Here is a 25,011-nt window from a genome sequence, read left to right on the forward strand (position 1 = left end):
TTAAACTTAGATAGGAGAAAACTATGCAAGCAGTTGAACATTTTATTAAGCAATTTGTTCCTGAACATTATGATTTATTTTTAGATTTGAGTCGTGAGACTAAGACGTTTTCAGGGAAAGTGACCATCACTGGTCAAGCACAGAGTGACCGTATTTCCCTCCACCAAAAAGACTTGGAAATCGCCACTGTAGAAGTTGCAGGTCAAGCTCGCCCATTTACAGTTGACCATGACAATGAAGCCCTTCATATTGAACTTGCTGAAGCAGGTCAAGTTGAAGTGGTTATCGCTTTCTCAGGGAAAATTACAGACAACATGACAGGGATATACCCTTCTTATTACACAGTTGATGGAGTGAAGAAGGAGGTCTTGTCTACTCAATTTGAGAGCCATTTTGCGCGCGAAGCCTTCCCATGTGTGGATGAGCCAGAAGCTAAAGCAACTTTTGACCTCTCTCTACGTTTTGACCAAGCAGAAGATGAATTGGCCTTGTCTAACATGCCAGAAATTGATATTGAAAACCGTAAGGAAACAGGTATCTGGAAGTTTGAAACAACACCTCGCATGTCTTCTTACTTGTTAGCCTTTGTTGCGGGTGATTTGCAAGGTGTGACGGCTAAAACTAAAAACGGTACCCTCGTAGGTATTTATTCAACCAAAGCACACCCACTATCTAACCTTGATTTCTCGCTGGATATCGCTGTTCGCTCTATCGAGTTTTACGAAGATTACTACGGTGTTAAATACCCAATCCCTCAATCTCTCCATATCGCCCTTCCTGACTTCTCAGCTGGTGCTATGGAAAACTGGGGTCTTGTAACTTATCGCGAAGTTTACTTGGTTGTGGATGAGAACTCAACATTTGCTAGCCGTCAACAAGTTGCCCTTGTTGTGGCACATGAATTGGCTCACCAGTGGTTTGGTAACCTTGTTACTATGAAATGGTGGGATGACCTTTGGCTCAATGAAAGCTTTGCTAACATGATGGAGTACGTCTGTGTGGATGCTATTGAACCAAGCTGGAATATCTTTGAAGATTTCCAAACAGGTGGTGTTCCGTCTGCCTTGAAACGTGACGCGACTGATGGCGTACAGTCTGTTCACGTCGAAGTCAAACACCCAGATGAAATCAATACGCTCTTTGACGGGGCTATCGTCTATGCCAAAGGAAGCCGTCTCATGCACATGCTTCGTCGTTGGCTAGGTGATGCCGATTTTGCCAAAGGTTTGCATGCCTACTTTGAAAAACATCAATACAGCAATACAATTGGTCGTGACCTTTGGGATGCTCTTGGTCAAGCGTCTGGACGTGATGTCGCAGCCTTCATGGATTCTTGGTTGGAACAACCTGGTTATCCAGTTCTCACTGTCAAAGTTGAAAATGATGTCTTGAAGATTTCACAAAAACAATTCTTCATCGGTGAGCACGAAGACAAGAACCGTCTCTGGGTTGTACCACTCAACAGCAACTGGAAAGGCTTGCCAGATACACTTGAAACTGAAAGTATCGAAATCCCTGGCTACGCAGCTCTTCTTGCTGAAAATGAAGGAGCTCTTCGTCTCAACACTGAAAATACAGCCCACTACATTACAGACTATCAAGGAGACTTGTTAGATGCTGTTCTTGCTGACCTAGTTGAGCTTGATAACACAAGTAAATTGCAGATTGTTCAAGAACGTCGTCTGCTTGCTGAAGCAGGGCACATTTCTTATGCAGACTTGCTTCCAGTCCTTGATAAACTTGCTAAGGAAGAATCTTACCTTGTCGTTTCAGCTGTCTCTCAAGTAATTTCTGCCCTTGAGCGCTTTATCGATGAAGGTACAGAAGCTGAGAAAGCCTTTAACAGTCTGGTTGCTAAATTGGCTCGTCATAATTATGACCGTCTTGGTTTTGAAGCTAAAGACGGAGAATCATATGAGGATGAATTGGTTCGTCAGTTGGCTGTTTCTATGATGATTCGCTCAAATGATGCAGAAGCTAGTCAAGTCGCTAGCCAAATCTTCGCGGCTCACAAGGAGAATCTTGCAGGACTCCCAGCAGCAATTCGCTCACAAGTTCTGATCAATGAGATGAAACATCATGAGACTAAAGACTTGTTAGCACTTTATCTTGATACTTATACTCACGCAACAGATGCTGTCTTTAAACGTCAGTTGGCAGCTGCTCTTGCTTACAGTACAGATGCGGACAATATCCAAACCTTGATTATTTCTTGGAAGGACAAATTTGTGGTCAAACCACAAGACTTGTCTGCTTGGTACTTCCAGTTCTTAAGCCATCAAGCAACTCAGGAAACAGCATGGTCTTGGGCTCGTGAAAACTGGGCTTGGATTAAGGCAGCTCTTGGTGGAGATATGAGCTTTGATAGCTTTGTTATACTTCCTGCTCACGTATTTAAGACTCAGCAACGCTTGGCAGAGTACAAGGAATTCTTTGAGCCACAACTTTCTGACCTTGCTCTTAGCCGTAACATCGGTATGGGAATTAAGGAAATTGCAGCGCGTGTTGACTTGATTAACCGTGAAAAAGCTGCAGTGGAAGCAGTCGTTCTTCAATACGGAAATGCATAAATAAGCCTAAAATAAAAAGAAAACTCAGCTATCTCATGTAAAATGCAGAGAGTTGAGTTTTTTTTAAGGCAAATTTGGTATAATGGTTTTAATAAGGAGGAGTTTCTCATGATAAAAATCTTATTGGTTGAGGATGACCTAGGCCTGTCAAATTCAGTATTTGACTTTTTAGACGATTTTGCGGATGTCATGCAGGTATTTGATGGAGAAGAAGGTCTCTACGAAGCTGAAAGTGGCGTCTATGACTTGATTTTGCTCGATTTAATGTTACCTGAAAAAAATGGCTTCCAAGTCTTGAAAGAATTGCGTGAAAAGGGGATTACGACTCCAGTTCTGATCATGACCGCCAAGGAAAGTTTGGATGACAAGGGACATGGATTTGAACTGGGAGCGGATGATTATCTGACCAAACCTTTCTACCTAGAAGAACTCAAAATGCGGATTCAAGCCCTTCTCAAACGTTCAGGTAAATTTAATGAAAACACCTTGACTTATGGAAATATTGTGGTTAATTTGTCAACTAATACCGTTAAAGTCGAAGATACTCCTGTCGAATTGTTGGGGAAAGAGTTCGATTTATTAGTTTATTTCCTTCAAAATCAAAATGTTATTTTGCCTAAGACTCAGATTTTTGATCGTCTATGGGGATTTGATAGTGATACAACGATTTCGGTTGTCGAAGTCTATGTTTCAAAAGTCCGTAAGAAATTAAAAGGAACCACTTTTGCAGAGAATTTGCAAACCTTGCGCAGTGTTGGGTATATTTTAAAAGATGTTCAGTAAACTAAAAAAAACATGGTATGCGGATGACTTTAGTTATTTTATTCGCAACTTTGGTGTCTTCACCCTGATTTTCTCTACCATGACTCTGATTATTTTGCAGGTCATGCATTCGAGTCTCTATACTTCGGTGGATGATACGCTCCATGGCTTGAGTAACAATCCTCAGGCAGTTATTCAGTTGGCAGTAAATAGGGCGACAGAAGAGATTAAAGATTTAGAGAATGCCGCTACAGATACTAGCAAGACTGAGATAAAACCCAATGTTAGTTCAAATACAGAGGTCATTCTCTTTGATAAGAATTTTACCCAACTCCTTTCTGGAAACCGATTTTTGGGATTGGATAAGATTAAGCTAGAGAAGAAAGAACTAGGCCATATCTATCAGATTCAGGTTTTTAATAGCTATGGACAGGAAGAAATCTATCGCATGATTTTGATGGAAACCAATATCAGTTCGGTTTCAACCAATATTAAGTATGCGGCTGTCTTGATTAATACCAGTCAGTTGGAGCAGGCAAGTCAAAAGCACGAGCAATTGATTGTGGTCGTGATGGCTAGTTTCTGGATTTTGTCTTTGCTTGCCAGTCTTTATCTAGCTCGAGTCAGTGTTCGGCCTCTGCTTGAGAGCATGCAGAAGCAGCAGTCCTTTGTGGAAAATGCCAGTCATGAGTTACGAACTCCACTTGCAGTTTTGCAAAATCGTTTAGAGACCCTTTTCCGGAAGCCAGAAGCTACCATTATGGATGTGAGTGAAAGCATTGCATCGAGTTTGGAAGAAGTCCGAAATATGCGTTTTTTGACGACAAACTTGCTGAATTTAGCTCGTAGAGATGATGGAATTAAGCCGGAACTTGCAGAAGTTCCAACTAGTTTTTTCAATACGACTTTCACAAACTATGAGATGATTGCTTCTGAAAATGACCGTGTCTTCCGTTTTGAAAATCGCATTCATAGAACGATTGTCACAGATCAGCTTCTTTTAAAACAACTGATGACCATCCTATTTGATAATGCTATCAAATATACTGAGGAGGATGGTGAAATTGATTTTATGATTTCAGCGACCGATCGCAATCTTTATTTGCTAGTTTCCGATAATGGAGTCGGTATCTCAGCAGAAGATAAGAAGAAAATTTTTGATCGTTTTTATCGAGTGGATAAGGCTAGAACCCGCCAAAAAGGTGGTTTTGGTTTAGGATTATCCTTAGCCAAGCAAATTGTAGATGCGCTAAAAGGAACCATTACTGTCAAAGATAATAAACCAAAGGGAACAATCTTTGAAGTGAAGATTGCCATCCACACACCATCTAAAAAGAAAAAATAAAAATATCGCTCCAGACGGGGCGATATTTTGGATTTATCTTCTACGTTTTTGTTTGATAATAAAGCGCTGAACTTTTAAAACAAGTAAGCTGGATCCGATTGCTGCAGCGAATGCAAGAGCAGTTGATAATTTTAATGCTAAAAAGATAAAACTAAAGATAGCAATACAGATACAAAAAACAGCGATATTAACAAAAAATAGGATTTCCTTGAGATTGGCATCAGATTGCGCTTCAGGTGTATAATCTTGATAGCGAGGAACCTGCTGGCTTAATTCTTCTTGATAGTCTACCTCATAGGATTGTAATTTTCTTACGGGCATTATTCTCTCCTTAACAGTACATACCTATTTTATCATTTTTTCAGCAGAGAATTATTACAGAAAGGTTACAATAAGAATAAAGTCCCTTTTCATTTTTAAAGAATGGCTGATTTTCCAGAAATGTGGTATAATTTTTCTTATGGAAAAGATTATCATTACAGCAACTGCTGAAAGTATTGAACAAGTTAAACAACTACTCGAAGTTGGCGTAGATCGTATCTATGTTGGTGAGAAAGATTTTGGCCTTCGTCTGCCAACAACCTTTAGTCATGACCAATTGCGTGAAATCGCTAAGCTGGTTCATGATGCTGATAAGGAATTGATTGTTGCGGTTAACGCCCTCATGCACCAAGATATGATGGATCGTATCAAGCCTTTCTTAGACTTTTTGGAAGAAATCAAGACAGACTACATTACGATTGGGGATGCAGGTGTCTTTTACGTAGTCAACCGCGATGGTTATTCCTTTAAGACCATCTATGATGCTTCAACTATGGTGACAAGCAGTCGTCAGATCAACTTCTGGGGACAAAAGGCTGGCGCATCTGAGGCTGTTTTGGCGCGTGAAATTCCATCTGCTGAACTCTTCAAAATGCCAGAGATTTTGGAAATTCCTGCTGAAGTTTTGGTTTACGGAGCTAGCGTTATCCATCATTCTAAACGTCCGCTCTTGCAAAATTACTATAACTTTACGCACATAGATGATGAAAAGACGCGCAAGCGTGACCTCTTCTTGGCTGAGCCAAGTGACCCAGAGAGTCACTATTCCATTTTTGAAGACAATCATGGAACCCACATTTTTGCCAACAATGACCTTGATTTGATGACAAAATTGACAGAATTGGTAGAGCATGGTTTTACTCACTGGAAATTAGAAGGTCTCTACACTCCTGGTCAGAACTTTGTTGAGATTGCAAAACTCTTTATCCAAGCGCGTAGCTTGATCCAAGAGGGCAACTTTAGCCATGACCAAGCTTTCTTGCTGGATGAGGAAGTACGCAAGTTACACCCTAAAAACCGTTTCCTTGACACAGGATTTTATGACTACGATCCTGACATGGTTAAATAAAGTAAATGGATAGTTGAGAGAAGGAAGATGCAAACATTTCTTCTCTCAATTTTTCTTATTCTCCAATATTTTCAAAAAATAAGTAGGCTAGGATGCTCTATTTGATGGGATTTTTAAGACAAGTAGTGTTCTTGAGTTTGAAAATTATCCCATGTTTGCAGGTGCCAAATGGCCCTTTTTTTGGTATAATTTTTTATAATGAAAACGATTGGTAATCGCTATGTTGTGGTTGATTTAGAGGCAACTAGCACAGGTAGTAAGGCTAAAATTATCCAAGTGGGAATTGTCGTGATTGAGGACGGAAAAATCGTCGATCACTATACGACGGATGTCAATCCACATGAACCCTTGGATGCTCATATCAAAGAACTGACAGGATTGACAGACCAACGTCTGGCGCAAGCACCTGATTTTTCGCAAGTTGCTAGAAAAATCTTTGACTTGGTGGAGGATGGGATTTTTGTAGCCCATAATGTTCAGTTTGATGCCAATCTTTTGGCGGAAAATTTATTTTTTGAAGGCTATGAACTAAGAAATCCTCGTATTGACACGGTCGAATTGGCTCAGGTTTTTTTCCCTGAACTGGAAAAATATAGCTTGCCGATATTGTGTCGAGAATTAGGAATTCCTCTAAAACACGCCCACACAGCCCTTTCAGATGCCCAAGCTACTGCGGAATTACTTCTTTTTTTACGAGAAAAGATGGCCCAACTTCCTAAAGGACTCTTGGAACGCTTGCTGGAAATGGCTGACGCCCTCTTATATGAGTCCTACCTGGTTATTGAAGAAATTTATCGCAGCCAATCCATCCTGAGTTCTCCAGACATGGTCGAAGTTCAAGGACTGTATTTCAAGAAAACTGGAGCTCCCCTGGAGCCACGAAAACTATCCCAAGATTTTTCTAAAAATATTTCTTTGTTGAACCTTGAAGTGAGGGAACGACAAGAAAGTTTTGCTAAAGAGGTTGGCTTGCTATTGAAAGATGAGCCTGTCTCATTAATTCAAGCTCCGACTGGGATTGGGAAAACCTATGGATATCTCTTACCTGCTTTGTCCCAAGTGGAAAATCGTCAGATTGTCCTTAGCGTTCCGACAAAGATTCTTCAAAATCAGATCATGGAAGAAGAAGGTAAACGTCTCAAGGAAGTGTTCCATATAGATATTCATAGTTTAAAAGGACCACACAATTATCTGAAGTTGGATGCCTTTTATCGTTCCTTGCAGGAAAATGATGAAAATCGCTTATTTAGACGCTTTAAAATGCAACTCTTGGTCTGGCTGACTGAGACAGAGACAGGAGATTTGGATGAAATCGGGCAACTCTACCGTTACCAACATTTTCTAATAGATCTTCGTCATGACGGGAATTTATCATCTCAGAGCTTATTTGTGACGGAAGATTTTTGGAAACGTAGTCAAGAAAAGGCACAAACCTGCAAGCTTTTAGTGACCAATCATGCCTATCTTGTAACCAGACTTGAAGATAATCCTGAATTTGTCAGCGACCGTCTATTGATTATTGATGAAGTTCAAAAGATCTTGTTGGCTCTAGAAAATCTGCTTCAAGAGACTTACGATATCCAGTCTATTATCGAATTGCTTGATAAGGCTTTACTGGACGAGCAAAATAAGGTCCAGCAACGAATATTAGAAAGTATTCGCTTTGAGTGCTTCTACTTGATAGAACAATTTCAGTCTGGAAAATCTAGGAAAAATATCTTAGATTCTCTTGCCAATCTCCACCAGTATTTTTCAGAATTAGAAGTAGAAGGCTTTGAGGAGCTGGTCCGCTATTTTACAGCTGACCGAGACTACTGGCTTGAAGCAATTGAAACGAGTCAAAAGAAAATTCAAATTTCTTCTACGAAATCAGGACGTATTCTTCTATCTTCTTTAATACCTAATTCATGTCAAGTCTTGGGAGTGTCGGCTACTCTTGAGATTAGTCAGAGGGTTTCTTTGGCAGATCTTTTAGGCTATCCTGAAGCCAAATTTGTCAAGATTGAGGCTCGGGGAAAACAGGATCAAGAAGTGATCTTGGTCAAAGATTTCCCCTTGGTAACAGAAACCTCCTTAGAAGTCTACGCCAAAGAGGTAGCTGATTTGCTGATGGATGTTCGAGCTTTCCAGCAACCGATTTTAGTTCTCTTTACTGCTAAAGACATGCTTCTAGCAGTATCGAATTTACTTCCAGTTAGCCATCTGGCCCAGTATAAAAATGGGGATGTTCATCAACTGAAGAAACGCTTTGAAAAAGGTGAACAACAAATCCTGCTTGGTGCAGCAAGTTTCTGGGAGGGAGTTGATTTTTCAAGTCATCCTTTTGTGATTCAAGTTGTACCAAGACTTCCTTTCCAAAATCCTCAAGAGCCCTTGACGAAAAAGATTAATCAGGAACTGAATCAGGAAGGAAAAAATGCCTTTTATGATTATCAGTTGCCAATAGCCATTATTCGTTTAAAACAGGCTTTGGGAAGAAGTATGAGACGCGAACACCAACGTTCCTTAACTCTTATTTTGGATAGGAGAATTGTCGGAAAGCGATATGGCAAACAAATTGTAACTTCTCTAGCAAAAGAAGCGACTGTTAAAACCGTCTCTCGATCCGAAGTTGATGAGGCTATTGATAAATTTTTAAATGAACTTTGATAAATAGTATTGTATGAAAGTATAAGGTTAGTATATATGAAACGTTCTCTCGACTCTAGAGTCGATTATAGTTTGCTCTTGCCAGTGTTTTTTCTACTGGTTATTGGCGTGGTGGCTATCTATATAGCCGTTAGTCATGATTATCCAAATAATATTCTGCCCATTTTAGGGCAGCAGGTCGCCTGGATTGCCTTGGGGCTTGTGATTGGTTTTATCGTCATGCTCTTTAATACAGAATTTCTTTGGAAAGTGACCCCCTTTCTGTATATTTTAGGCTTGGGACTTATGGTTTTACCGATTGTCTTTTATAATCCAAGCTTAGTTGCATCAACAGGTGCCAAAAACTGGGTATCGGTAAATGGTGTTACCTTGTTCCAGCCGTCAGAGTTTATGAAGATATCCTATATCCTCATGTTGGCCCGTGTCATTGTCCAGTTTACCAAAAAACATAAGGAATGGAGACGTACAGTTCCGCTGGACTTCTTGTTGATTTTCTGGATGATTCTCTTTACAATTCCAGTCCTAGTTCTTTTGGCACTTCAAAGTGACTTAGGGACGGCTTTGGTTTTTGTAGCCATTTTCTCAGGAATCGTCTTGCTATCAGGAGTTTCTTGGAAAATTATTATCCCAGTTTTTGTGACTGCTGTAACAGGAATTGCTGGTTTCTTAGCTATTTTTATCAGCAAGGACGGTCGGGCTTTTCTCCATCAACTGGGAATGCCGACCTACCAAATTAACCGTATTTTGGCTTGGCTCAATCCATTTGACTTTGCCCAAACAACCACTTACCAACAGGCTCAAGGACAGATTGCCATTGGAAGCGGTGGCTTATTTGGACAAGGGTTTAATGCTTCTAATCTGCTTATTCCAGTTCGAGAGTCGGATATGATTTTCACGGTTATCGCAGAAGATTTTGGCTTTATTGGCTCTGTTCTTGTTATCACCCTTTATCTCATGCTGATTTACCGTATGTTGAAGATTACTCTTAGATCAAATAACCAGTTCTACACCTATATTTCCACAGGTTTGATTATGATGTTGCTCTTCCATATCTTTGAGAATATCGGTGCTGTGACAGGTTTGCTTCCTTTGACTGGGATTCCCTTGCCTTTTATTTCGCAAGGAGGATCGGCTATTATCAGTAACTTGATTGGTATTGGCTTGCTTTTATCAATGAGTTACCAGACTAATCTAGCTGAAGAAAAGAGCGGAAAAGTTCCATTCAAACGGAAAAAGGTTGTATTAAAACAAATCAAATAAGGAGAAAATCATGGTAAAAGTAGCAGTTATGTTAGCTCAAGGCTTTGAAGAAATTGAAGCTTTGACAGTTGTGGATGTTTTGCGTCGTGCAAATATTACTTGTGATATGGTTGGTTTTGAAGAGCAAGTGACGGGTTCGCATGCAATCCAAGTAAGTGCAGACCGTGTTTTTGATGGTGATTTATCAGACTATGATATGGTTGTTCTTCCTGGCGGCATGCCTGGTTCTGCACATTTGCGCGATAATCAGGCCTTGATTCAAGAGTTGCAAAGCTTCGAGCAAGAAGGAAAAAAACTAGCAGCCATTTGTGCTGCGCCAATTGCCCTCAATCAAGCAGGGCTATTGAAAAACAAGCAGTACACTTGTTATGACGGCGTTCAAGAGCAAATCCTTGATGGTCACTACGTCAAGGAAACAGTAGTGGTAGATGGTCATTTGACAACCAGTCGAGGCCCCTCAACAGCCCTTGCCTTTGCCTACGAGTTGGTGGAGCAATTAGGAGGAGACGCAGAGACTTTACGAACAGGAATGCTCTATCGAGATGTCTTTGGTAAAAATCAGTAAAACGGGAGTCAAACTCTCGTTTTTTTATGTGGAAAACTCAGGGAAATCATCGCTTTTTTCACAAAAAAATGCTATAATGAAGGGTATGAAATATCACGATTACATCTGGGATTTAGGTGGAACTTTACTGGATAATTACGAAACTTCAACAGCTGCATTTGTTGAAACATTGGTATTGTATGGCATCACACAAGACCATGACAGTGTTTATCAGGCTTTAAAGGTTTCTACTGATTTTGCGATTGAGACATTCGCTCCCAACTTAGAGAATTTTTTAGAAAAATACAAGGAAAATGAAGCCAGAGAGCTTGAACATCCGATTTTGTTTGATGGAGTTTCTGATTTATTGAAAGATATCTCAAATCAAGGTGGCCGTCATTTTTTGGTCTCTCACCGAAATAATCAAGTCTTGGAAATTTTAGAAAAAACCTCTATAGCAGTTTATTTTACAGAAGTGGTGACTTCTAACTCAGGCTTTAAGAGAAAACCAGATCCTGAGTCCATGATTTATTTAAGAGAAAAGTATCAAATTAGTTCAGGGCTTGTCATTGGTGATCGACCGATTGATATCGAAGCAGGACAAGCTGCAGGACTAGCTACCCACTTGTTTACCAGTATCGTGAATTTAAGACAAGTATTAGACATGTAAGAAAAAGGAAAAAGATGACAGAAGAAATCAAAAATCTGCAGGCACAAGATTATGATGCCAGTCAAATTCAAGTTTTAGAGGGCTTAGAGGCTGTTCGTATGCGTCCAGGGATGTATATCGGGTCAACCTCAAAAGAAGGTCTTCACCATCTAGTCTGGGAAATTGTTGATAACTCAATTGATGAGGCCTTGGCAGGATTTGCCAGCCTTATTCAAGTCTTTATTGAGCCAGATGATTCTATTACAGTTGTTGATGATGGGCGTGGTATCCCAGTCGATATTCAGGAAAAAACAGGTCGACCTGCCGTTGAGACTGTCTTTACAGTCCTTCACGCTGGAGGAAAATTTGGCGGTGGCGGATATAAGGTCTCAGGTGGTCTTCATGGAGTGGGGTCTTCAGTAGTTAATGCTCTTTCTACTCAATTAGACGTTCATGTCCACAAAAATGGTAAGATTCATTACCAAGAATATCGTCGTGGTCATGTTGTCGCAGACCTTGAGGTGGTTGGAGATACGGATAAAACGGGAACAACAGTTCACTTTACACCGGATCCAGAAATCTTCACTGAAACAACAACCTTTGATTTTGATAAATTAAATAAACGGATTCAAGAGTTGGCCTTTCTAAATCGTGGTCTTCAAATCTCCATCACAGATAAGCGTGAAGGTTTGGAACAAACCAAGCATTATCATTATGAAGGTGGGATTGCTAGTTACGTTGAATATATCAACGAGAACAAGGATGTAATCTTTGATACACCAATCTATACAGACGGTGAGATGGATGATATCACAGTTGAGGTAGCCATGCAGTACACAACTGGTTACCATGAAAACGTCATGAGTTTCGCCAATAATATTCATACCCATGAAGGTGGAACGCATGAGCAAGGTTTCCGTACAGCCTTGACACGTGTCATCAACGATTATGCTCGTAAGAATAAGTTACTGAAAGACAATGAAGACAACTTAACAGGGGAAGATGTTCGTGAAGGATTAACTGCAGTTATCTCAGTTAAACACCCAAATCCACAGTTTGAAGGACAAACCAAGACCAAATTGGGAAATAGCGAAGTGGTCAAGATTACCAATCGCCTCTTCAGTGATGCATTCTCTGATTTCCTTATGGAGAATCCTCAAATTGCAAAACGCATTGTAGAAAAAGGAATTCTAGCTGCTAAGGCTCGTGTGGCTGCCAAGCGTGCGCGTGAAGTCACTCGTAAAAAATCTGGTTTGGAAATTTCCAACCTTCCAGGTAAACTAGCAGATTGTTCTTCAAATAATCCTGCTGAAACAGAACTTTTCATCGTCGAAGGAGACTCAGCAGGTGGCTCAGCTAAATCTGGTCGTAACCGTGAATTTCAGGCAATCCTTCCGATTCGCGGTAAGATTTTGAACGTTGAAAAGGCAAGTATGGATAAGATTCTAGCTAACGAAGAAATTCGTAGTCTTTTTACAGCGATGGGAACAGGATTTGGTGCAGAATTTGATGTTTCAAAAGCTCGTTACCAAAAACTTGTTTTGATGACCGATGCCGATGTCGATGGAGCCCACATTCGTACCCTTCTTTTAACCTTGATTTATCGTTATATGAAACCAATTCTAGAAGCTGGTTATGTTTATATCGCCCAACCACCAATCTATGGTGTCAAGGTTGGAAGCGAGATTAAAGAATATATTCAGCCAGGAGCAGACCAAGAAATTAAACTCCAAGAAGCCTTAGCCCGCCACAGTGAAGGTCGTACCAAACCAACTATTCAGAGGTATAAAGGTCTTGGTGAAATGGACGATCATCAGTTATGGGAAACAACAATGGATCCCGAGCATCGCTTGATGGCTAGAGTTTCTGTGGATGACGCAGCTGAGGCAGATAAAATCTTTGATATGTTGATGGGGGATCGAGTTGAGCCTCGCCGTGAATTTATCGAAGAAAATGCCGTCTATAGTACACTTGATGTCTAAAAAATCGGGAGAAGTAGTTCCCTTGGTCTAAAAAATATGATATAATCATTACGATTGTTTCAAGTAAAAAAGGAGTTTAATATGTCTGATAGACTAGTAATTTATCTTGCAATTGCAGTTGCAGTTTTCTTAGTGATTGCCTATGCTATCGCAATCTACGTACGAAAACGAAATGAAAGTAAATTAGCAATTTTAGAAGAGAAAAAAGAAGAGCTGTACAATCTTCCAGTAAACGATGAAGTTGAAGCTGTAAAAAATATGCACTTGATTGGACAAAGTCAGGTGACTTTCCGTGAGTGGAACCAAAAATGGGTTGACTTATCTCTTAACTCTTTTGCCGATATCGAAAATAATCTTTTCGAGGCAGAAGGTTATAACAATTCATTCCGTTTTTTTAAGGCTAGTCATCAAATTGACCAAATCGAGAGCCAAATTACCTTGATTGAAGAAGATATTGCGGCAATTCGCAATGCCTTGGCAGATTTGGAGAAACAAGAATCTAAAAACAGCGGTCGTGTTCTTCATACCTTGGACTTGTTTGAAGAGTTGCAACACCGAGTGGCTGATCATTCTGAAGAATATGGCCAAGGTTTATCTGAAATCGAAAAACAATTGGAAAATATCCAATCAGAGTTTTCTCAGTTTGTTACTTTGAACACTTCAGGTGACCCAGTAGAAGCTGCTGTGATTTTGGATAATGCTGAAAATCATATCTTGGCTTTGAGTCACATTGTTGACCGCCTGCCAGCGATTGTAAAAACATTATCTAAAGAGCTACCTGATCAATTGGAAGATTTGGAGGATGGTTACCGTAAGCTTTTAGATGCTAACTATCATTTTGCTGAAACGGATATTGAATCTCGCTTCCAATTGCTTTATGAATCTTTGAAGAAAAACCACGAAAATATTGCACAATTAGAGTTGGATAATGCTGAGTATGAAAATACTCAAGTTCAAGAAGAAATCAATGCACTCTATGATATCTTTACACGAGAAATCGCTGCTCAAAAAGTAGTAGAAGGCTTAGTAGCAACACTTCCTACATATTTGAAACACATGAAAGATAGTAATGCTGTTTTAGTGGAAGATATTCAACGATTGAGTAACAATTACCTACTATCTGAAACGGATGTTAGTCATGTTCACAGATTACAAGCTGAGTTAGAGTCTTTGGAAGAATCTGTATTGGAGTTAACTTCTGAACAAGAGGAACATTCTGAGCCTTATTCATTGCTTGAAGAACGTTTAGAAAACTTACAAGCGACTTTAAAAGAAATTGAAGATGAACAAGTTGCAGTTAGTCAACGTCTTGCTCAGATTGAAAAAGATGATATCAATGCTCGCCAAAAGGCAAATGTTTATGTTAATCGTCTTCACACAATTAAGAGATATATGGAAAAACGCAATCTTCCAGGTATTCCTCAGAGTTTCTTACAGTTGTTCTTCACAGCAAGTAATCATACAGAGGAGTTGATGGCTGAACTTGAAGAAGCCCAGGTCAATATCGAAGCTGTGAACCGTATGCTTGAAATTACGACAAATGATATGGAAGAACTTGAAGAAGAAACTTATAATATTGTTCAATATGCAACGTTGACAGAACAATTACTACAGTATTCGAACCGTTACCGCTCATTTGATGAACGAATTCAAGAAGCCTTTAATGAATCATTAGAAATTTTTGAAAAAGAATTTGATTATCATGCTTCATTTGATAAGATTTCGCAAGCTTTGGAAGTTGCAGAACCAGGTGTAACCAACCGTTTTGTCTCTTCATACGAAAAAACACGTGAGACGATTCGTTTCTAATATAATAAAAAGATTTGGTTCTGTGAGAAGCAGAACCAAATCTTTTTTATTTATTCATTATTTTTAAAAAAGCCCAGTTACCAATTGATCTTGAACCGTATTCCAGATCCATAAAGTCTAGTAGTATATAATTGTTTTTTTCGTAGAATGAGGCATTTCTAGCTGTATTAGTTATGAGACCCAAGTGCTTACAGCCTTTTGATTTAACATAGGGTTCAATCCCTTGTGTCAGAAAAGTACTGCCTATTCCCTGCCCCTTTCTTGCTGTATTAACAGCTAAAGCCATCAAATACCAATCAAACTCTCCTGATTGTTCTAAATACTTTTTGGAACGTTTTACAAAGTCAAAGTATTTAAGGAGATTTTGAGGCCGAATGTAGCGAAAAATTTTTGAACCGCCATTTCGTAGATAGGATAGTATACAAAAATCCTTCAGTTGCAAAAGGGCGACTGCTAGTAATTCTCCATCTTGTTCCGCAATTAAACAGTTTCCCTTTTTAATATAGACTCTAGTGAGTAACATTTGCAATGTTTCTACAAAAGCAGGATAGGAGTCAGGTTTCTTTAAATCATCCCTTATAATCGTTAAGAAGGGATAGTCAAGAAAGGAATTGGCTAATAGTTTTCCAATTTTTTCGTATTCCTCAATTCGTGCCTCTCGATATATCATGTCTCCTTTATTACCTATAAAACCGTGTTTGATAGGATTTCAAGAAAAAAATTGGAGACGATTTAAAAAGCTAAATAAACCTAATTTTGTTTCATAAGGTTCAAATCACTTTCTAATCTCTCCAAGATTTTATTTGGTTGGAATCGAAATTCCAATTAATTTTTCTGAATAGAGTGTTTTAATATTGGCCTCATCAATAGAGTCCTTATTAATTTTACGTTTCAAGAAAAATTCTTGAATAGCTTCGATTTCAGGCTCGCGAATAGCGCGGTGTTTGTTTGAGATGAGGATTTCATAGTGAAGCGGAGCTTGGGTAAAAATAACATCTGTATTCCCTGCAGAATAAACCTCAACAAGGGTTGCATCTGTACTTTCTAGCTGGCTTTTTACAAGTTGCGAGTGTGAGTTTGTCGTATTGATTAGCTTCATAACATTTCCTCCGATTTTCTAATTCTATTATAGCACTTTTTAAATAAAGTAGCTTGATTTAGTCAATCTTATGCTGTTTTTTCCAAGATTCAATAGCCCATTTATGGCTACCACGTTTGAGGTTTTTAATAGCCTCGTCAATAGGGAACCAGGCAATATGATTAAAGTCCTCTAGTGGCTTTTGCACTTCTTTGAAAGAGGTCGCTTCATAGAGGTAGGCGGGATTGTAGTAGTAGGTGTCACGGTGACGAGAATAAAAATATTCGTCAGCTTGTCCGTAATAGGTACCAATTTCAGCTGTGAAGCCAAGCTCTTCAATCAATTCACGCTTTAGGGCTTCTTGATGATTTTCACCTGCTTCAATTTCACCACCTGGTAGGAACCAAGCACCATTTGGTGCTTGAACAAGAACAATTTGTTTTTGCTCAGCATCAGGGATAACAGCATATACGCCATAACGAGCAACATAGTCAGTATTCGCTTTTTTTTCTCCGAAAGTTGGGTTTGCCATTGCATTTTCCTCATTATCTATTATCTTTATTATTATCTTAATGGACAAAGGCCGAGCTGTCAAGAACTTATAGTTATTTTAGTAAAAAGGAGCAGAAAATTTTTATTTTCTACTCCTTTTCTATAGGATTTATACTTCTTTTTCAGAAGTTTTAACTTCAGCTTTTTTGGCAGACTTGATTTGAATCTTGCCCTTACTGGTCATAACTGCCTTGAGGTCTTTTTCGCTTGGATTTTCAAGGTAGTAGTCAGTGATTGCGTCCTCAATATAGTCTTGAATAGTACGACGAAGTGGGCGTGCTCCCATTTTTGGATCATAACCGAGGTCAACTAATTTTTCCTTGACCTTGTCCGTTACATCTAAATGAATGTTGTTGCTAGAGAGGCGTTTGTTAACATCTGCCAGCATGAGCTCGACAATCTGAAGGAGATTATCCTTGCTGAGAGCCTTAAATTCGATAATACCATCAAAACGGTTCATAAACTCTGGACTAAAGAAGTTACCGAGTTCACCAAGAACAGAATTGGTCCTTCCTTCTCTAGCAGCTCCAAAACCAACGCTGGCTTCGGCTTTTCCAGTCCCAGCATTTGAAGTCATAATGATGATGGTGTCCTTGAAGCTAACGGTGCGTCCTTGCCCATCGGTCAAACGACCATCGTCCAAGACCTGGAGGAACATGTGCATAACATCTGGATGGGCTTTCTCTACTTCATCCAAGAGAATAAGAGAATATGGATTGCGACGAACTTTTTCAGTCAGTTGCCCAGCCTCGTCATAGCCGACATAACCTGGAGGGGCACCGACCAACTTAGCTACACTGTGTTTTTCCATGTATTCGCTCATATCAAAGCGAATCATGCTGTCAACAGAACCAAAGAGTTCGATAGCTAGTTGTTTAGAAAGTTCTGTCTTACCGACCCCAGTTGGTCCGACAAAGAGGAAGCTTCCAATTGGACGGTTAGGCGTCCCGAGACCGACACGATTACGGCGAATAGCCTTGGCAATCTTATCGACAGCATCATCTTGGCCAATAACATGAGACTTAAGATCTTCGGCTAGATGGATGAGTTGCGATTGTTCTTTCTCTTTTAAATCACCAACAGGGATATTGGTTTTCTGCTCGATAATATGCTCAATGGTTTTCTCGCTGATGATAGGAGTATCCTGATCCGTGACCTTTTTCTTTTGCATTTCCTTATACTTGGTAATCTGGTCGCGGAAGTAGGCCGCCTTCTCAAAATCTTCCTCCCGTGTAGCTTGAGATTTAAGATTTTCAGCCTCAATCAAGCGCTGATCGATGACTTTAGGATCCACAAAGTTTAAGGTCAAGTTCATCTTAGAACCCGCTTCATCTAGGAGGTCAATGGCCTTGTCAGGTAAGAAGCGATCTTGGATGTAGCGGTTGGAAAGAGTTGCAGCTGCTTCAATTGCAGCATCGGTATACTGAACGTGGTGGTAGTCTTCGTATTTCTTTTGAATGCCTTTGAGGATAGTGATTGTTTCCTCTACTGTTGGTTCATCCACCTTAACAGGTTGCATACGACGCTCTAGGGCAGCATCTTTTTCAATGATACGATATTCATTGAGGGTAGTGGCACCAACCAATTGCAGTTCTCCACGAGCAAGAGCTGGCTTGAGGATATTTCCAGCATCCATATTGCCATCGCCTGCAGAACCTGCACCAACAATTTCATGGATTTCATCGATAAAGAGGATGATGTCCTCACGTTTGCGAATTTCTTCCATGAGTTTTTGCATGCGTTCTTCAAATTGTCCACGGATACCTGTTCCTTGAACCAGGCTAACCACATCTAGGCGGATGACTTGTTTACCTTGGAGTTTATGTGGGACATCGCCATCGACTATTTTCTGAGCTAGGCCTTCTACAACAGCAGTTTTTCCGACACCTGGTTCACCGATAAGGACAGGATTATTCTTGGTTCTACGATTGAGAATTTCGATGACACGGATAATCTCATCGTCGCGTCCAATAACAGGGTCAATATCTCCACGACGGGCAATTTCAGTTACGTTGATACCAAATTCTTCCAGCAGGCCTTTTTCTTGGCTAGGCGGCGGAGTTTGGGCAGGTCCACGATTTTGAGAACCATAACCGCCATTTCCACCGTAACCTCCACCTGATTGGGTTGGGGGAGTAGGAGGAGTGTTGTTAGAAGGTCTAAAATTGTTTAAGTCATTGAAGAAATCACCAAAAGGATCAAAGTCACGATTGTTCAGATCTGTCATACCTTTAAAGAGGCTATTGTTAGGATCTGTTTTGATAATCTTATAGCAGTTTTGACAGAGGTCAATTTGTTTTTGTTTTCCATTGAGATTGGTATAAAGATGAATTGTTGAGTCGTTGATTTTACAGTTTTGACAAAGCATACATCTACCTCATTTCTTTATTTAGCCTGACCTGTTTAATGGTCAAAAATAGTCAAATTTCTATACTCTCATTATAACAGGATTGGGGTGTAAAGCAAGTAAAAAGATTGCAGCTTTGAGAAGTTGTTACAATGAAGAACTTTGTGGATTTGGACTATAAAAAAATCCTATTTGTGAGACAAAAAGGATTTTGGTTAGACATGCAGGGTGTAATCCCAGCTTGTTTTGTATTAGTAAAGAAGTTCGTAAATTTCCATTGCAATCAAGTCAATGCTATCAAACGTATAAGTTTCGCGAGCTTCGACATCACGAAGGGTAAAGATTGAGCCGTTTTCTTCGTCGTGACTGTATGCAACTTCTGCAACAACAACTCCTTCGCGTTCAAAATTACGTTTTAAATTTCCGCCGTCTTTTGCCATTGCTTCAAGGCGGTTGATGATTCTAACCAAATGTGATTCCATTTTGATTCTCCTTCATTTCTTATCGTTACTATTTTACCATAAAGGAGGCCAACTTGCCTAGAAAAAACTAAGATTTCTCGCTAATTCTACTAGCTTAAAGTTTTTTTGAATAAATTAGACAAAAGATTTGAATTTTAATTCAATTGATGTTATAATCATACAGTATTCTATTTTAGAAAGCAGTGTGACTATGAATTTTTCTTTTTTACCTAAGTATTTACCTTATTTTAACTATGGGGCTGTTGTGACGGTTCTCATTTCTATCTGTGTTGTCTTTTTGGGAACTATTTTGGGTGTTGTCTTGGCTTTTGGGCAACGTTCAAAGTTTAAACCGCTTGTTTGGCTAGCCAACTTGTACGTTTGGATTTTCCGCGGGACGCCAATGATGGTTCAGATTATGATTGCCTTTGCTCTTATGCATATCAATGCTCCGACTATTCAGGTTGGGATTTTAGGTGTTGACCTTTCTCGTCTGATTCCAGGGATTTTGATTATTTCTATGAACAGTGGTGCTTATGTTTCTGAGACTGTTCGGGCTGGGATTAATGCGGTTCCTAAGGGGCAGTTAGAGGCGGCCTATTCTTTAGGGATTCGTCCTAAAAATGCGATGCGCTATGTGATTTTGCCACAAGCTATCAAAAATATTTTGCCAGCATTGGGGAACGAATTTATCACTATTATCAAGGATAGTTCCCTCTTATCAGCTATCGGTGTTATGGAGTTGTGGAATGGAGCTACAACAGTTTCTACAACAACCTATCTACCTTTAACACCACTTTTATTTGCAGCCTTTTATTACTTGATTATGACCTCTATTTTGACAGTGGCCTTGAAAGCTTTTGAAAAACGTATGGGACAAGGAGATAAGAAATAATGACAGAAACCTTGATAAAAATTGAAAATTTACATAAATCCTTTGGAAAGAATGAAGTATTGAAGGGCATCAACCTCGAGATTAAAAGAGGAGAAGTTGTCGTTATCATCGGTCCTTCAGGGAGCGGGAAATCTACCTTGCTTCGCTCTATGAATTTGTTGGAAGAAGCGACCAAGGGGAAGGTTATCTTTGAGGGAGTCGATATTACGGACAAGAAGAATGACCTCTTTGCCATGCGTGAGAAGATGGGCATGGTTTTCCAACAATTTAATCTCTTTCCTAATATGACTGTGATGGAAAATATCACCTTGTCTCCTATCAAGACCAAAGGTGAAAGTAAGGAAGTTGCAGAGAAGAGAGCTCAGGAACTTTTGGAAAAAGTTGGTTTACCAGATAAGACAACTGCTTATCCACAGAGTTTGTCAGGTGGTCAGCAACAGCGGATTGCCATCGCGCGTGGTTTGGCTATGGAACCTGATGTCTTGCTCTTTGACGAGCCAACTTCAGCCCTGGACCCTGAAATGGTAGGTGAGGTGTTGGCTGTTATGCAAGACTTAGCCAAGTCAGGAATGACCATGGTTATCGTAACACATGAAATGGGATTTGCTCGTGAGGTGGCAGATCGTGTCATCTTTATGGCAGACGGCGTGGTTGTTGAAGATGGAACACCTGAACAGATTTTTGAACAAACCCAAGAACAACGGACTAAAGACTTCTTGAGTAAGGTTTTATAAGTTAGCTTTGTTTAGCTATTTGTAGCCAACTTTACATATAAAGTATAGATTAATGAAAAGCTCGACTAGAGCTTTTTCTTATAGTTTGAAACTATAGGATAGCCTAGGAAAGAAGTGTTAGAGGGGAATAGCAGTTTTTGATATAATGGAAGATATTTGAAAGAAAAGAGAAGTGATATGACACAGATTATTGATGGGAAGGCTCTAGCAGCTAAATTACAAGGACAGCTGGCTGAAAAGACTGCAAAATTAAAGGAAGAAACAGGTCTAGTACCTGGTTTGGTAGTGATTTTGGTGGGAGACAATCCAGCCAGCCAAGTCTACGTTCGCAACAAGGAACGTTCTGCCCTTGCGGCTGGTTTCCGTAGTGAAGTTGTGCGAGTTCCAGATACCATTACTCAAGAGGAATTGTTAGACTTGATTGCCAAATACAATCAAGATTCAGCTTGGCATGGGATTTTGGTTCAGTTGCCATTACCAAAACATATCGATGAAGAGGCGGTTTTATTAGCCATTGACCCAGAAAAGGATGTGGATGGTTTCCATCCCCTAAACATGGGGCGTCTTTGGTCTGGTCATCCAGTCATGATTCCATCAACACCTGCAGGAATTATGGAAATGTTTCATGAATATGGAATTGATTTAGAAGGTAAAAATGCGGTCGTCATCGGTCGTTCCAATATCGTTGGAAAACCTATGGCCCAGCTTCTTTTGGCAAAGAATGCTACAGTGACTTTGACCCACTCACGGACTCATAATCTTGCCAAGGTGGCTGCTAAAGCAGATATTCTGGTTGTTGCAATCGGTCGTGCCAAGTTTGTGACTGCTGACTTTGTCAAACCAGGTGCGGTAGTCATTGACGTTGGGATGAATAGTGATGAAAATGGTAAGCTCTGTGGGGATGTGGATTATGAGGCAGTTGCTCCACTTACTAGCCATATTACGCCAGTTCCTGGAGGTGTAGGTCCTATGACCATTACTATGCTGATGGAGCAAACTTATCAAGCAGCACTCCGGACATTGGATAGAAAATAAGAGAAAAATTTTCTGAGGAAAGTGTATTTTCTATAGCTATATCTAAAATGGCAGAAATGAATATTAAATTTTAGGAATAAGTTTATAAAAGGAGGTATGCGCCTCCTTTTTGTTGTATAATGGAGTGAGGTAATTAAATGATTTTAAAAATTTATAATGGGGAATATAGTTTACAATGGGATGGAATATACTACTTAGCACTAATTGATTATCCAAATATTCAAGAGTGGGAATTAGAAAAAATTGCTAAATTTATAGCTTACGAAAAACTTCATAAACGTCAAACAAGTATTGAGTGTGCTGATTCTTGTTTAAAAAAAGAAATTTTAGATTACATCTGTCAGCATCCCTTTCTGCCACCATTTACCCCTACAGATAAAAGAGTAGCCTCGACTTATGATCTACATAAGAGGTTAGTGACTTCAGACTACTGTAGTCATACTACGACTATAGATGCAGCGATTTCTATCTTTAAAACAGGTCAGCTCTTATCTGCTGTGAAAGCTTTTGGGCGAGATGCTGAGGAGTTGGTTTTGGATAGTAGAAATGCTGCATCGGATCCGATAGATTATTTTGACTATGTCATGTTAGGATGGTCAAATACAAGTTCTGGTTATCGATTAGCGATGGAGCGTTTATTAGGTCGAGCTCCTTCAGAGAAAGAATTACAAGACAAGTTTATTCCTGGAGTGAGTTTTCATTTTATCTATACAGATTTGATTAAAGTTACTGGTTATATTTTTGATGGCTACCATGTTGCAAAAATTAAGGACATGTTGAATTTATTTAGTGAGTTGTATATTTGTATTATTCCAACTCATAATAAGAGCCAATTTGAAAATATTATTCCAACTAAAATACAAGATAGGGTGCATTATCTTGACTATGCTGGAGAAGACTTAGAAGAGTGGACTAAGAAAGTCTATCAAGTTGTTTTAAAACAATCAGATAAAGGATAGTTGAGGAAAAAAGATGAAAGTGATTGATCAAGCATTATTAGAAAGAGTCATTATTGAACGATCTCGTACCAGTCATAAAGGAGACTATGGCCGTCTGCTGTTGCTTGGTGGGACGTATCCTTATGGTGGAGCTATCATCATGGCTGCTCTGGCAGCTGTTAAAAGTGGAGCTGGTTTGGTGACCGTTGGAACAGATAGAGAAAATATCCCAGCTTTGCACAGTCATTTACCTGAGGCTATGGCCTTTTCTCTTCAAGACCAGCAATTGTTAAAAGAGCAATTGGAGAAGGCAGAAGTTGTCTTGCTGGGGCCTGGTTTACGAGACGATACTTATGGAGAAAATCTAGTACAACAGGCCTTTGCTAGCTTAAAAAAGAATCAGATTTTGATTGTAGATGGAGGGGCATTAACCATTCTTGCTAGAACAAGTTTGTCGTTTCCATCTAACCAGCTTATCCTAACTCCCCACCAAAAAGAATGGGAAAAGCTGTCTGGTATTGCTATTGAAAAGCAAAAGGAAGATACAACGGCTAGTGCCCTGACTTCTTTCCCTCAAGGAACAATTTTGGTGGAGAAAGGTTCAGCTACACGTATTTGGAAAGTTGGTCAATCTGATTATTACCAGTTACAAGTTGGCGGTCCCTATCAGGCGACTGGTGGTATGGGAGATACACTAGCTGGAATGATTGCAGGATTTGTAGGCCAATTTCGACAGGCCAGTGTCTACGAACGTGTGGCAGTAGCAACCCATCTTCATTCAGCCATAGCCCAAGAACTATCTCAAGAACATTATGTGGTCTTGCCGACGGAAATTAGCTCTTATCTTCCCAAAATAATGAAAAAAATATCTCAAAAAGGCACCTGATCGTTTCAGGCGCCTTTATATCTTTTAGAAAAATCCTTTAATCTTTCCAACGAGGCCATCTAGACCTTCAGAACCAGAAATCAACTGTTGAGCTTGGGAGAAGTATTCTCCAAGCTGTTCTTGATTTTCTGCAACAAATGTTTTTGCAGCTTCGAAATCTTTTGTTTCGATTAATTCTTTTACTTGGTTAAACAAATCTAATGGGTTCATCTTATTTCTCCTTTTCTGTACTTAACTATTTAATCATCTTTATGATAAAAAATCAACTGTTGTTGCTTTTGGCTAGGACCTGTTTTTATCTACAAGTTCTCATAACTAAGATTATAACTACCAAAACAAGGTGGACATAAAAATGTTCGGGTTTTTCCAGTGTATCCATGAAATAAAAACGGATACATGTTATAATAGAAATAGCTCTTTGATGGAGGTGTTTGAGTGGAAAATCTGAAGAAAATGGCAGGTATCAAGGCTGCTGAGTTTGTCAAGGATGGCATGGTAGTCGGACTTGGAACGGGGTCTACTGCCTATTATTTTGTCGAAGAAATCGGTCGTCGTATCAAGGAAGAAGGATTGCAGATTACAGCTGTAACGACTTCTAGTGTGACTAGTAAACAGGCTGAAGGGCTTAATATCCCGCTCAAGTCTATTGACCAAGTAGATGTTGTCGATGTGACGGTTGATGGAGCGGATGAAGTGGATAATCAGTTTAACGGAATCAAAGGCGGTGGTGGTGCCCTTCTGATGGAGAAGGTTGTCGCAACGCCCTCAAAAGAATACATTTGGGTGGTGGATGAAAGCAAGCTGGTCGACAAACTAGGTGCTTTTAAATTGCCTGTAGAAGTGGTTCAGTATGGCGCAGAACAGGTCTTTCGGCGTTTTGAGCGAGCTGGCTACAAACCAAGTTTCCGTGAAAAAGACGGCCACCGTTTTGTGACCGATATGCAGAATTTTATCATTGACCTTGCCTTGGATGTCATTGAAGATCCAATTACCTTTGGCCAAGAATTGGACCATATCGTTGGTGTTGTAGAGCACGGCTTATTTAACCAAATGGTGGATAAGGTCATCGTTGCTGGACGAGACGGGGTTCAGATTTTAACTTCAACAAAAGCAAGATAACTAAAA

Annotated in this window: 23 protein-coding genes; 16 read left to right on the forward strand and 7 right to left on the reverse strand. The window is 39.7% G+C overall.

Annotated elements, in window-relative coordinates; genetic code table 11:
• Positions 1 to 23: 23 nt before the first annotated feature.
• From JQ841_RS07735 to ciaH, 3 genes are all read left to right on the forward strand, one after another.
• The gene (locus tag JQ841_RS07735; protein ID WP_203180578.1) at positions 24 to 2,570 is read left to right on the forward strand and encodes a M1 family metallopeptidase; all 2,547 of its coding nucleotides are present in this window, start codon (positions 24 to 26) and stop codon (positions 2,568 to 2,570) included.
• Positions 2,571 to 2,678: 108 nt separating this feature from the next.
• Complete coding sequence (ciaR, locus tag JQ841_RS07740; protein WP_000590639.1) at positions 2,679 to 3,353, forward strand: two-component system response regulator CiaR; 675 nt, start codon at positions 2,679 to 2,681, stop codon at positions 3,351 to 3,353.
• Entirely contained in the window at positions 3,343 to 4,677 is a 1,335-nt protein-coding gene (gene ciaH, locus JQ841_RS07745) for a two-component system sensor histidine kinase CiaH (RefSeq protein ID WP_049515678.1), read from the forward strand. Before ciaR ends, ciaH begins: the two co-directional genes overlap by 11 nt.
• Before the next feature lie 33 nt (positions 4,678 to 4,710).
• Here the strand turns inward: ciaH and JQ841_RS07750 are convergent, their stop codons facing one another.
• Positions 4,711 to 4,998 carry a DUF3270 domain-containing protein gene (locus tag JQ841_RS07750; RefSeq protein ID WP_024057993.1) on the reverse strand — a complete coding sequence of 96 codons (288 nt, stop codon included), beginning with the start codon at positions 4,996 to 4,998 and terminating at the stop codon, positions 4,711 to 4,713.
• 139 nt (positions 4,999 to 5,137) lie between these two features.
• On the opposite strand from JQ841_RS07750, the gene JQ841_RS07755 reads away from it, so the two are divergent.
• From JQ841_RS07755 to ezrA, 7 genes are all read left to right on the forward strand, one after another.
• Positions 5,138 to 6,067 (forward strand): peptidase U32 family protein, encoded by a 930-nt coding sequence (locus tag JQ841_RS07755; RefSeq protein ID WP_024057992.1) that lies wholly within the window; start codon positions 5,138 to 5,140, stop codon positions 6,065 to 6,067.
• Between the two features lie 198 nt (positions 6,068 to 6,265).
• Complete coding sequence (locus JQ841_RS07760; RefSeq protein ID WP_203180579.1) at positions 6,266 to 8,716, forward strand: bifunctional DnaQ family exonuclease/ATP-dependent helicase; 2,451 nt, start codon at positions 6,266 to 6,268, stop codon at positions 8,714 to 8,716.
• A gap of 36 nt (positions 8,717 to 8,752) precedes the next feature.
• A complete protein-coding gene (locus tag JQ841_RS07765) occupies positions 8,753 to 9,976 on the forward strand; it encodes an FtsW/RodA/SpoVE family cell cycle protein (protein WP_203180580.1) in 1,224 nt (407 codons plus the stop codon).
• 10 nt (positions 9,977 to 9,986) lie between these two features.
• Positions 9,987 to 10,541 (forward strand): DJ-1 family glyoxalase III, encoded by a 555-nt coding sequence (locus JQ841_RS07770; protein WP_203180581.1) that lies wholly within the window; start codon positions 9,987 to 9,989, stop codon positions 10,539 to 10,541.
• An 85-nt stretch (positions 10,542 to 10,626) separates the two neighbouring features.
• Positions 10,627 to 11,190, forward strand: a complete 564-nt coding sequence (locus JQ841_RS07775; RefSeq protein WP_203180582.1) for an HAD family hydrolase — start codon at positions 10,627 to 10,629, stop codon at positions 11,188 to 11,190.
• Between the two features lie 14 nt (positions 11,191 to 11,204).
• Complete coding sequence (gene gyrB, locus JQ841_RS07780; protein ID WP_203180583.1) at positions 11,205 to 13,151, forward strand: DNA topoisomerase (ATP-hydrolyzing) subunit B; 1,947 nt, start codon at positions 11,205 to 11,207, stop codon at positions 13,149 to 13,151.
• An 81-nt stretch (positions 13,152 to 13,232) separates the two neighbouring features.
• Positions 13,233 to 14,960 carry a septation ring formation regulator EzrA gene (gene ezrA / locus JQ841_RS07785; RefSeq protein WP_203180584.1) on the forward strand — a complete coding sequence of 576 codons (1,728 nt, stop codon included), beginning with the start codon at positions 13,233 to 13,235 and terminating at the stop codon, positions 14,958 to 14,960.
• Between the two features lie 46 nt (positions 14,961 to 15,006).
• Here ezrA and JQ841_RS07790 read toward each other — a convergent pair whose 3' ends face one another.
• The 5 genes from JQ841_RS07790 to JQ841_RS07810 form a co-directional block, all read right to left on the reverse strand.
• Positions 15,007 to 15,630, reverse strand: coding sequence for a GNAT family N-acetyltransferase (locus tag JQ841_RS07790; protein ID WP_203180585.1), 624 nt, complete (start codon positions 15,628 to 15,630; stop codon positions 15,007 to 15,009).
• Between the two features lie 129 nt (positions 15,631 to 15,759).
• Positions 15,760 to 16,059, reverse strand: a complete 300-nt coding sequence (locus tag JQ841_RS07795) for a DUF1827 family protein (RefSeq protein ID WP_125442832.1) — start codon at positions 16,057 to 16,059, stop codon at positions 15,760 to 15,762.
• A gap of 58 nt (positions 16,060 to 16,117) precedes the next feature.
• Positions 16,118 to 16,570: an NUDIX hydrolase gene (locus JQ841_RS07800; protein WP_203180586.1), complete on the reverse strand. Its 453-nt coding sequence runs from the start codon at positions 16,568 to 16,570 to the stop codon at positions 16,118 to 16,120.
• Between the two features lie 129 nt (positions 16,571 to 16,699).
• Positions 16,700 to 18,958, reverse strand: a complete 2,259-nt coding sequence (locus tag JQ841_RS07805; RefSeq protein ID WP_203180587.1) for an ATP-dependent Clp protease ATP-binding subunit — start codon at positions 18,956 to 18,958, stop codon at positions 16,700 to 16,702.
• A 230-nt stretch (positions 18,959 to 19,188) separates the two neighbouring features.
• Positions 19,189 to 19,419, reverse strand: coding sequence for a DUF1797 family protein (locus JQ841_RS07810; RefSeq protein WP_000443570.1), 231 nt, complete (start codon positions 19,417 to 19,419; stop codon positions 19,189 to 19,191).
• 190 nt (positions 19,420 to 19,609) lie between these two features.
• On the opposite strand from JQ841_RS07810, the gene JQ841_RS07815 reads away from it, so the two are divergent.
• The 5 genes from JQ841_RS07815 to JQ841_RS07835 all read left to right on the forward strand — a co-directional run bounded on the left by JQ841_RS07815 (position 19,610) and on the right by JQ841_RS07835 (position 23,886).
• Positions 19,610 to 20,293: an amino acid ABC transporter permease gene (locus JQ841_RS07815; RefSeq protein WP_001011642.1), complete on the forward strand. Its 684-nt coding sequence runs from the start codon at positions 19,610 to 19,612 to the stop codon at positions 20,291 to 20,293.
• Complete coding sequence (locus tag JQ841_RS07820) at positions 20,293 to 21,027, forward strand: amino acid ABC transporter ATP-binding protein (protein WP_203180588.1); 735 nt, start codon at positions 20,293 to 20,295, stop codon at positions 21,025 to 21,027. Before JQ841_RS07815 ends, JQ841_RS07820 begins: the two co-directional genes overlap by 1 nt.
• 177 nt (positions 21,028 to 21,204) lie before the next feature.
• Entirely contained in the window at positions 21,205 to 22,062 is an 858-nt protein-coding gene (locus JQ841_RS07825; protein ID WP_203180589.1) for a bifunctional methylenetetrahydrofolate dehydrogenase/methenyltetrahydrofolate cyclohydrolase, read from the forward strand.
• Between the two features lie 137 nt (positions 22,063 to 22,199).
• Positions 22,200 to 23,021 carry a hypothetical protein gene (locus tag JQ841_RS07830; RefSeq protein WP_000601057.1) on the forward strand — a complete coding sequence of 274 codons (822 nt, stop codon included), beginning with the start codon at positions 22,200 to 22,202 and terminating at the stop codon, positions 23,019 to 23,021.
• Positions 23,022 to 23,034: 13 nt separating this feature from the next.
• Positions 23,035 to 23,886 (forward strand): NAD(P)H-hydrate dehydratase, encoded by an 852-nt coding sequence (locus JQ841_RS07835; RefSeq protein WP_203180590.1) that lies wholly within the window; start codon positions 23,035 to 23,037, stop codon positions 23,884 to 23,886.
• A 24-nt stretch (positions 23,887 to 23,910) separates the two neighbouring features.
• Here JQ841_RS07835 and JQ841_RS07840 read toward each other — a convergent pair whose 3' ends face one another.
• The gene (locus JQ841_RS07840; RefSeq protein WP_001068558.1) at positions 23,911 to 24,096 is read right to left on the reverse strand and encodes a hypothetical protein; all 186 of its coding nucleotides are present in this window, start codon (positions 24,094 to 24,096) and stop codon (positions 23,911 to 23,913) included.
• A 225-nt stretch (positions 24,097 to 24,321) separates the two neighbouring features.
• On the opposite strand from JQ841_RS07840, the gene rpiA reads away from it, so the two are divergent.
• Positions 24,322 to 25,005 (forward strand): ribose-5-phosphate isomerase RpiA, encoded by a 684-nt coding sequence (rpiA, locus tag JQ841_RS07845; RefSeq protein ID WP_203180591.1) that lies wholly within the window; start codon positions 24,322 to 24,324, stop codon positions 25,003 to 25,005.
• The last annotated feature ends 6 nt before the right edge of the window (positions 25,006 to 25,011 follow it).

Origin of the sequence: Streptococcus mitis (assembly GCF_905187535.1) — a bacterium.
Classification (GTDB): Bacteria; Bacillota; Bacilli; order Lactobacillales; family Streptococcaceae; genus Streptococcus; species Streptococcus mitis_BS.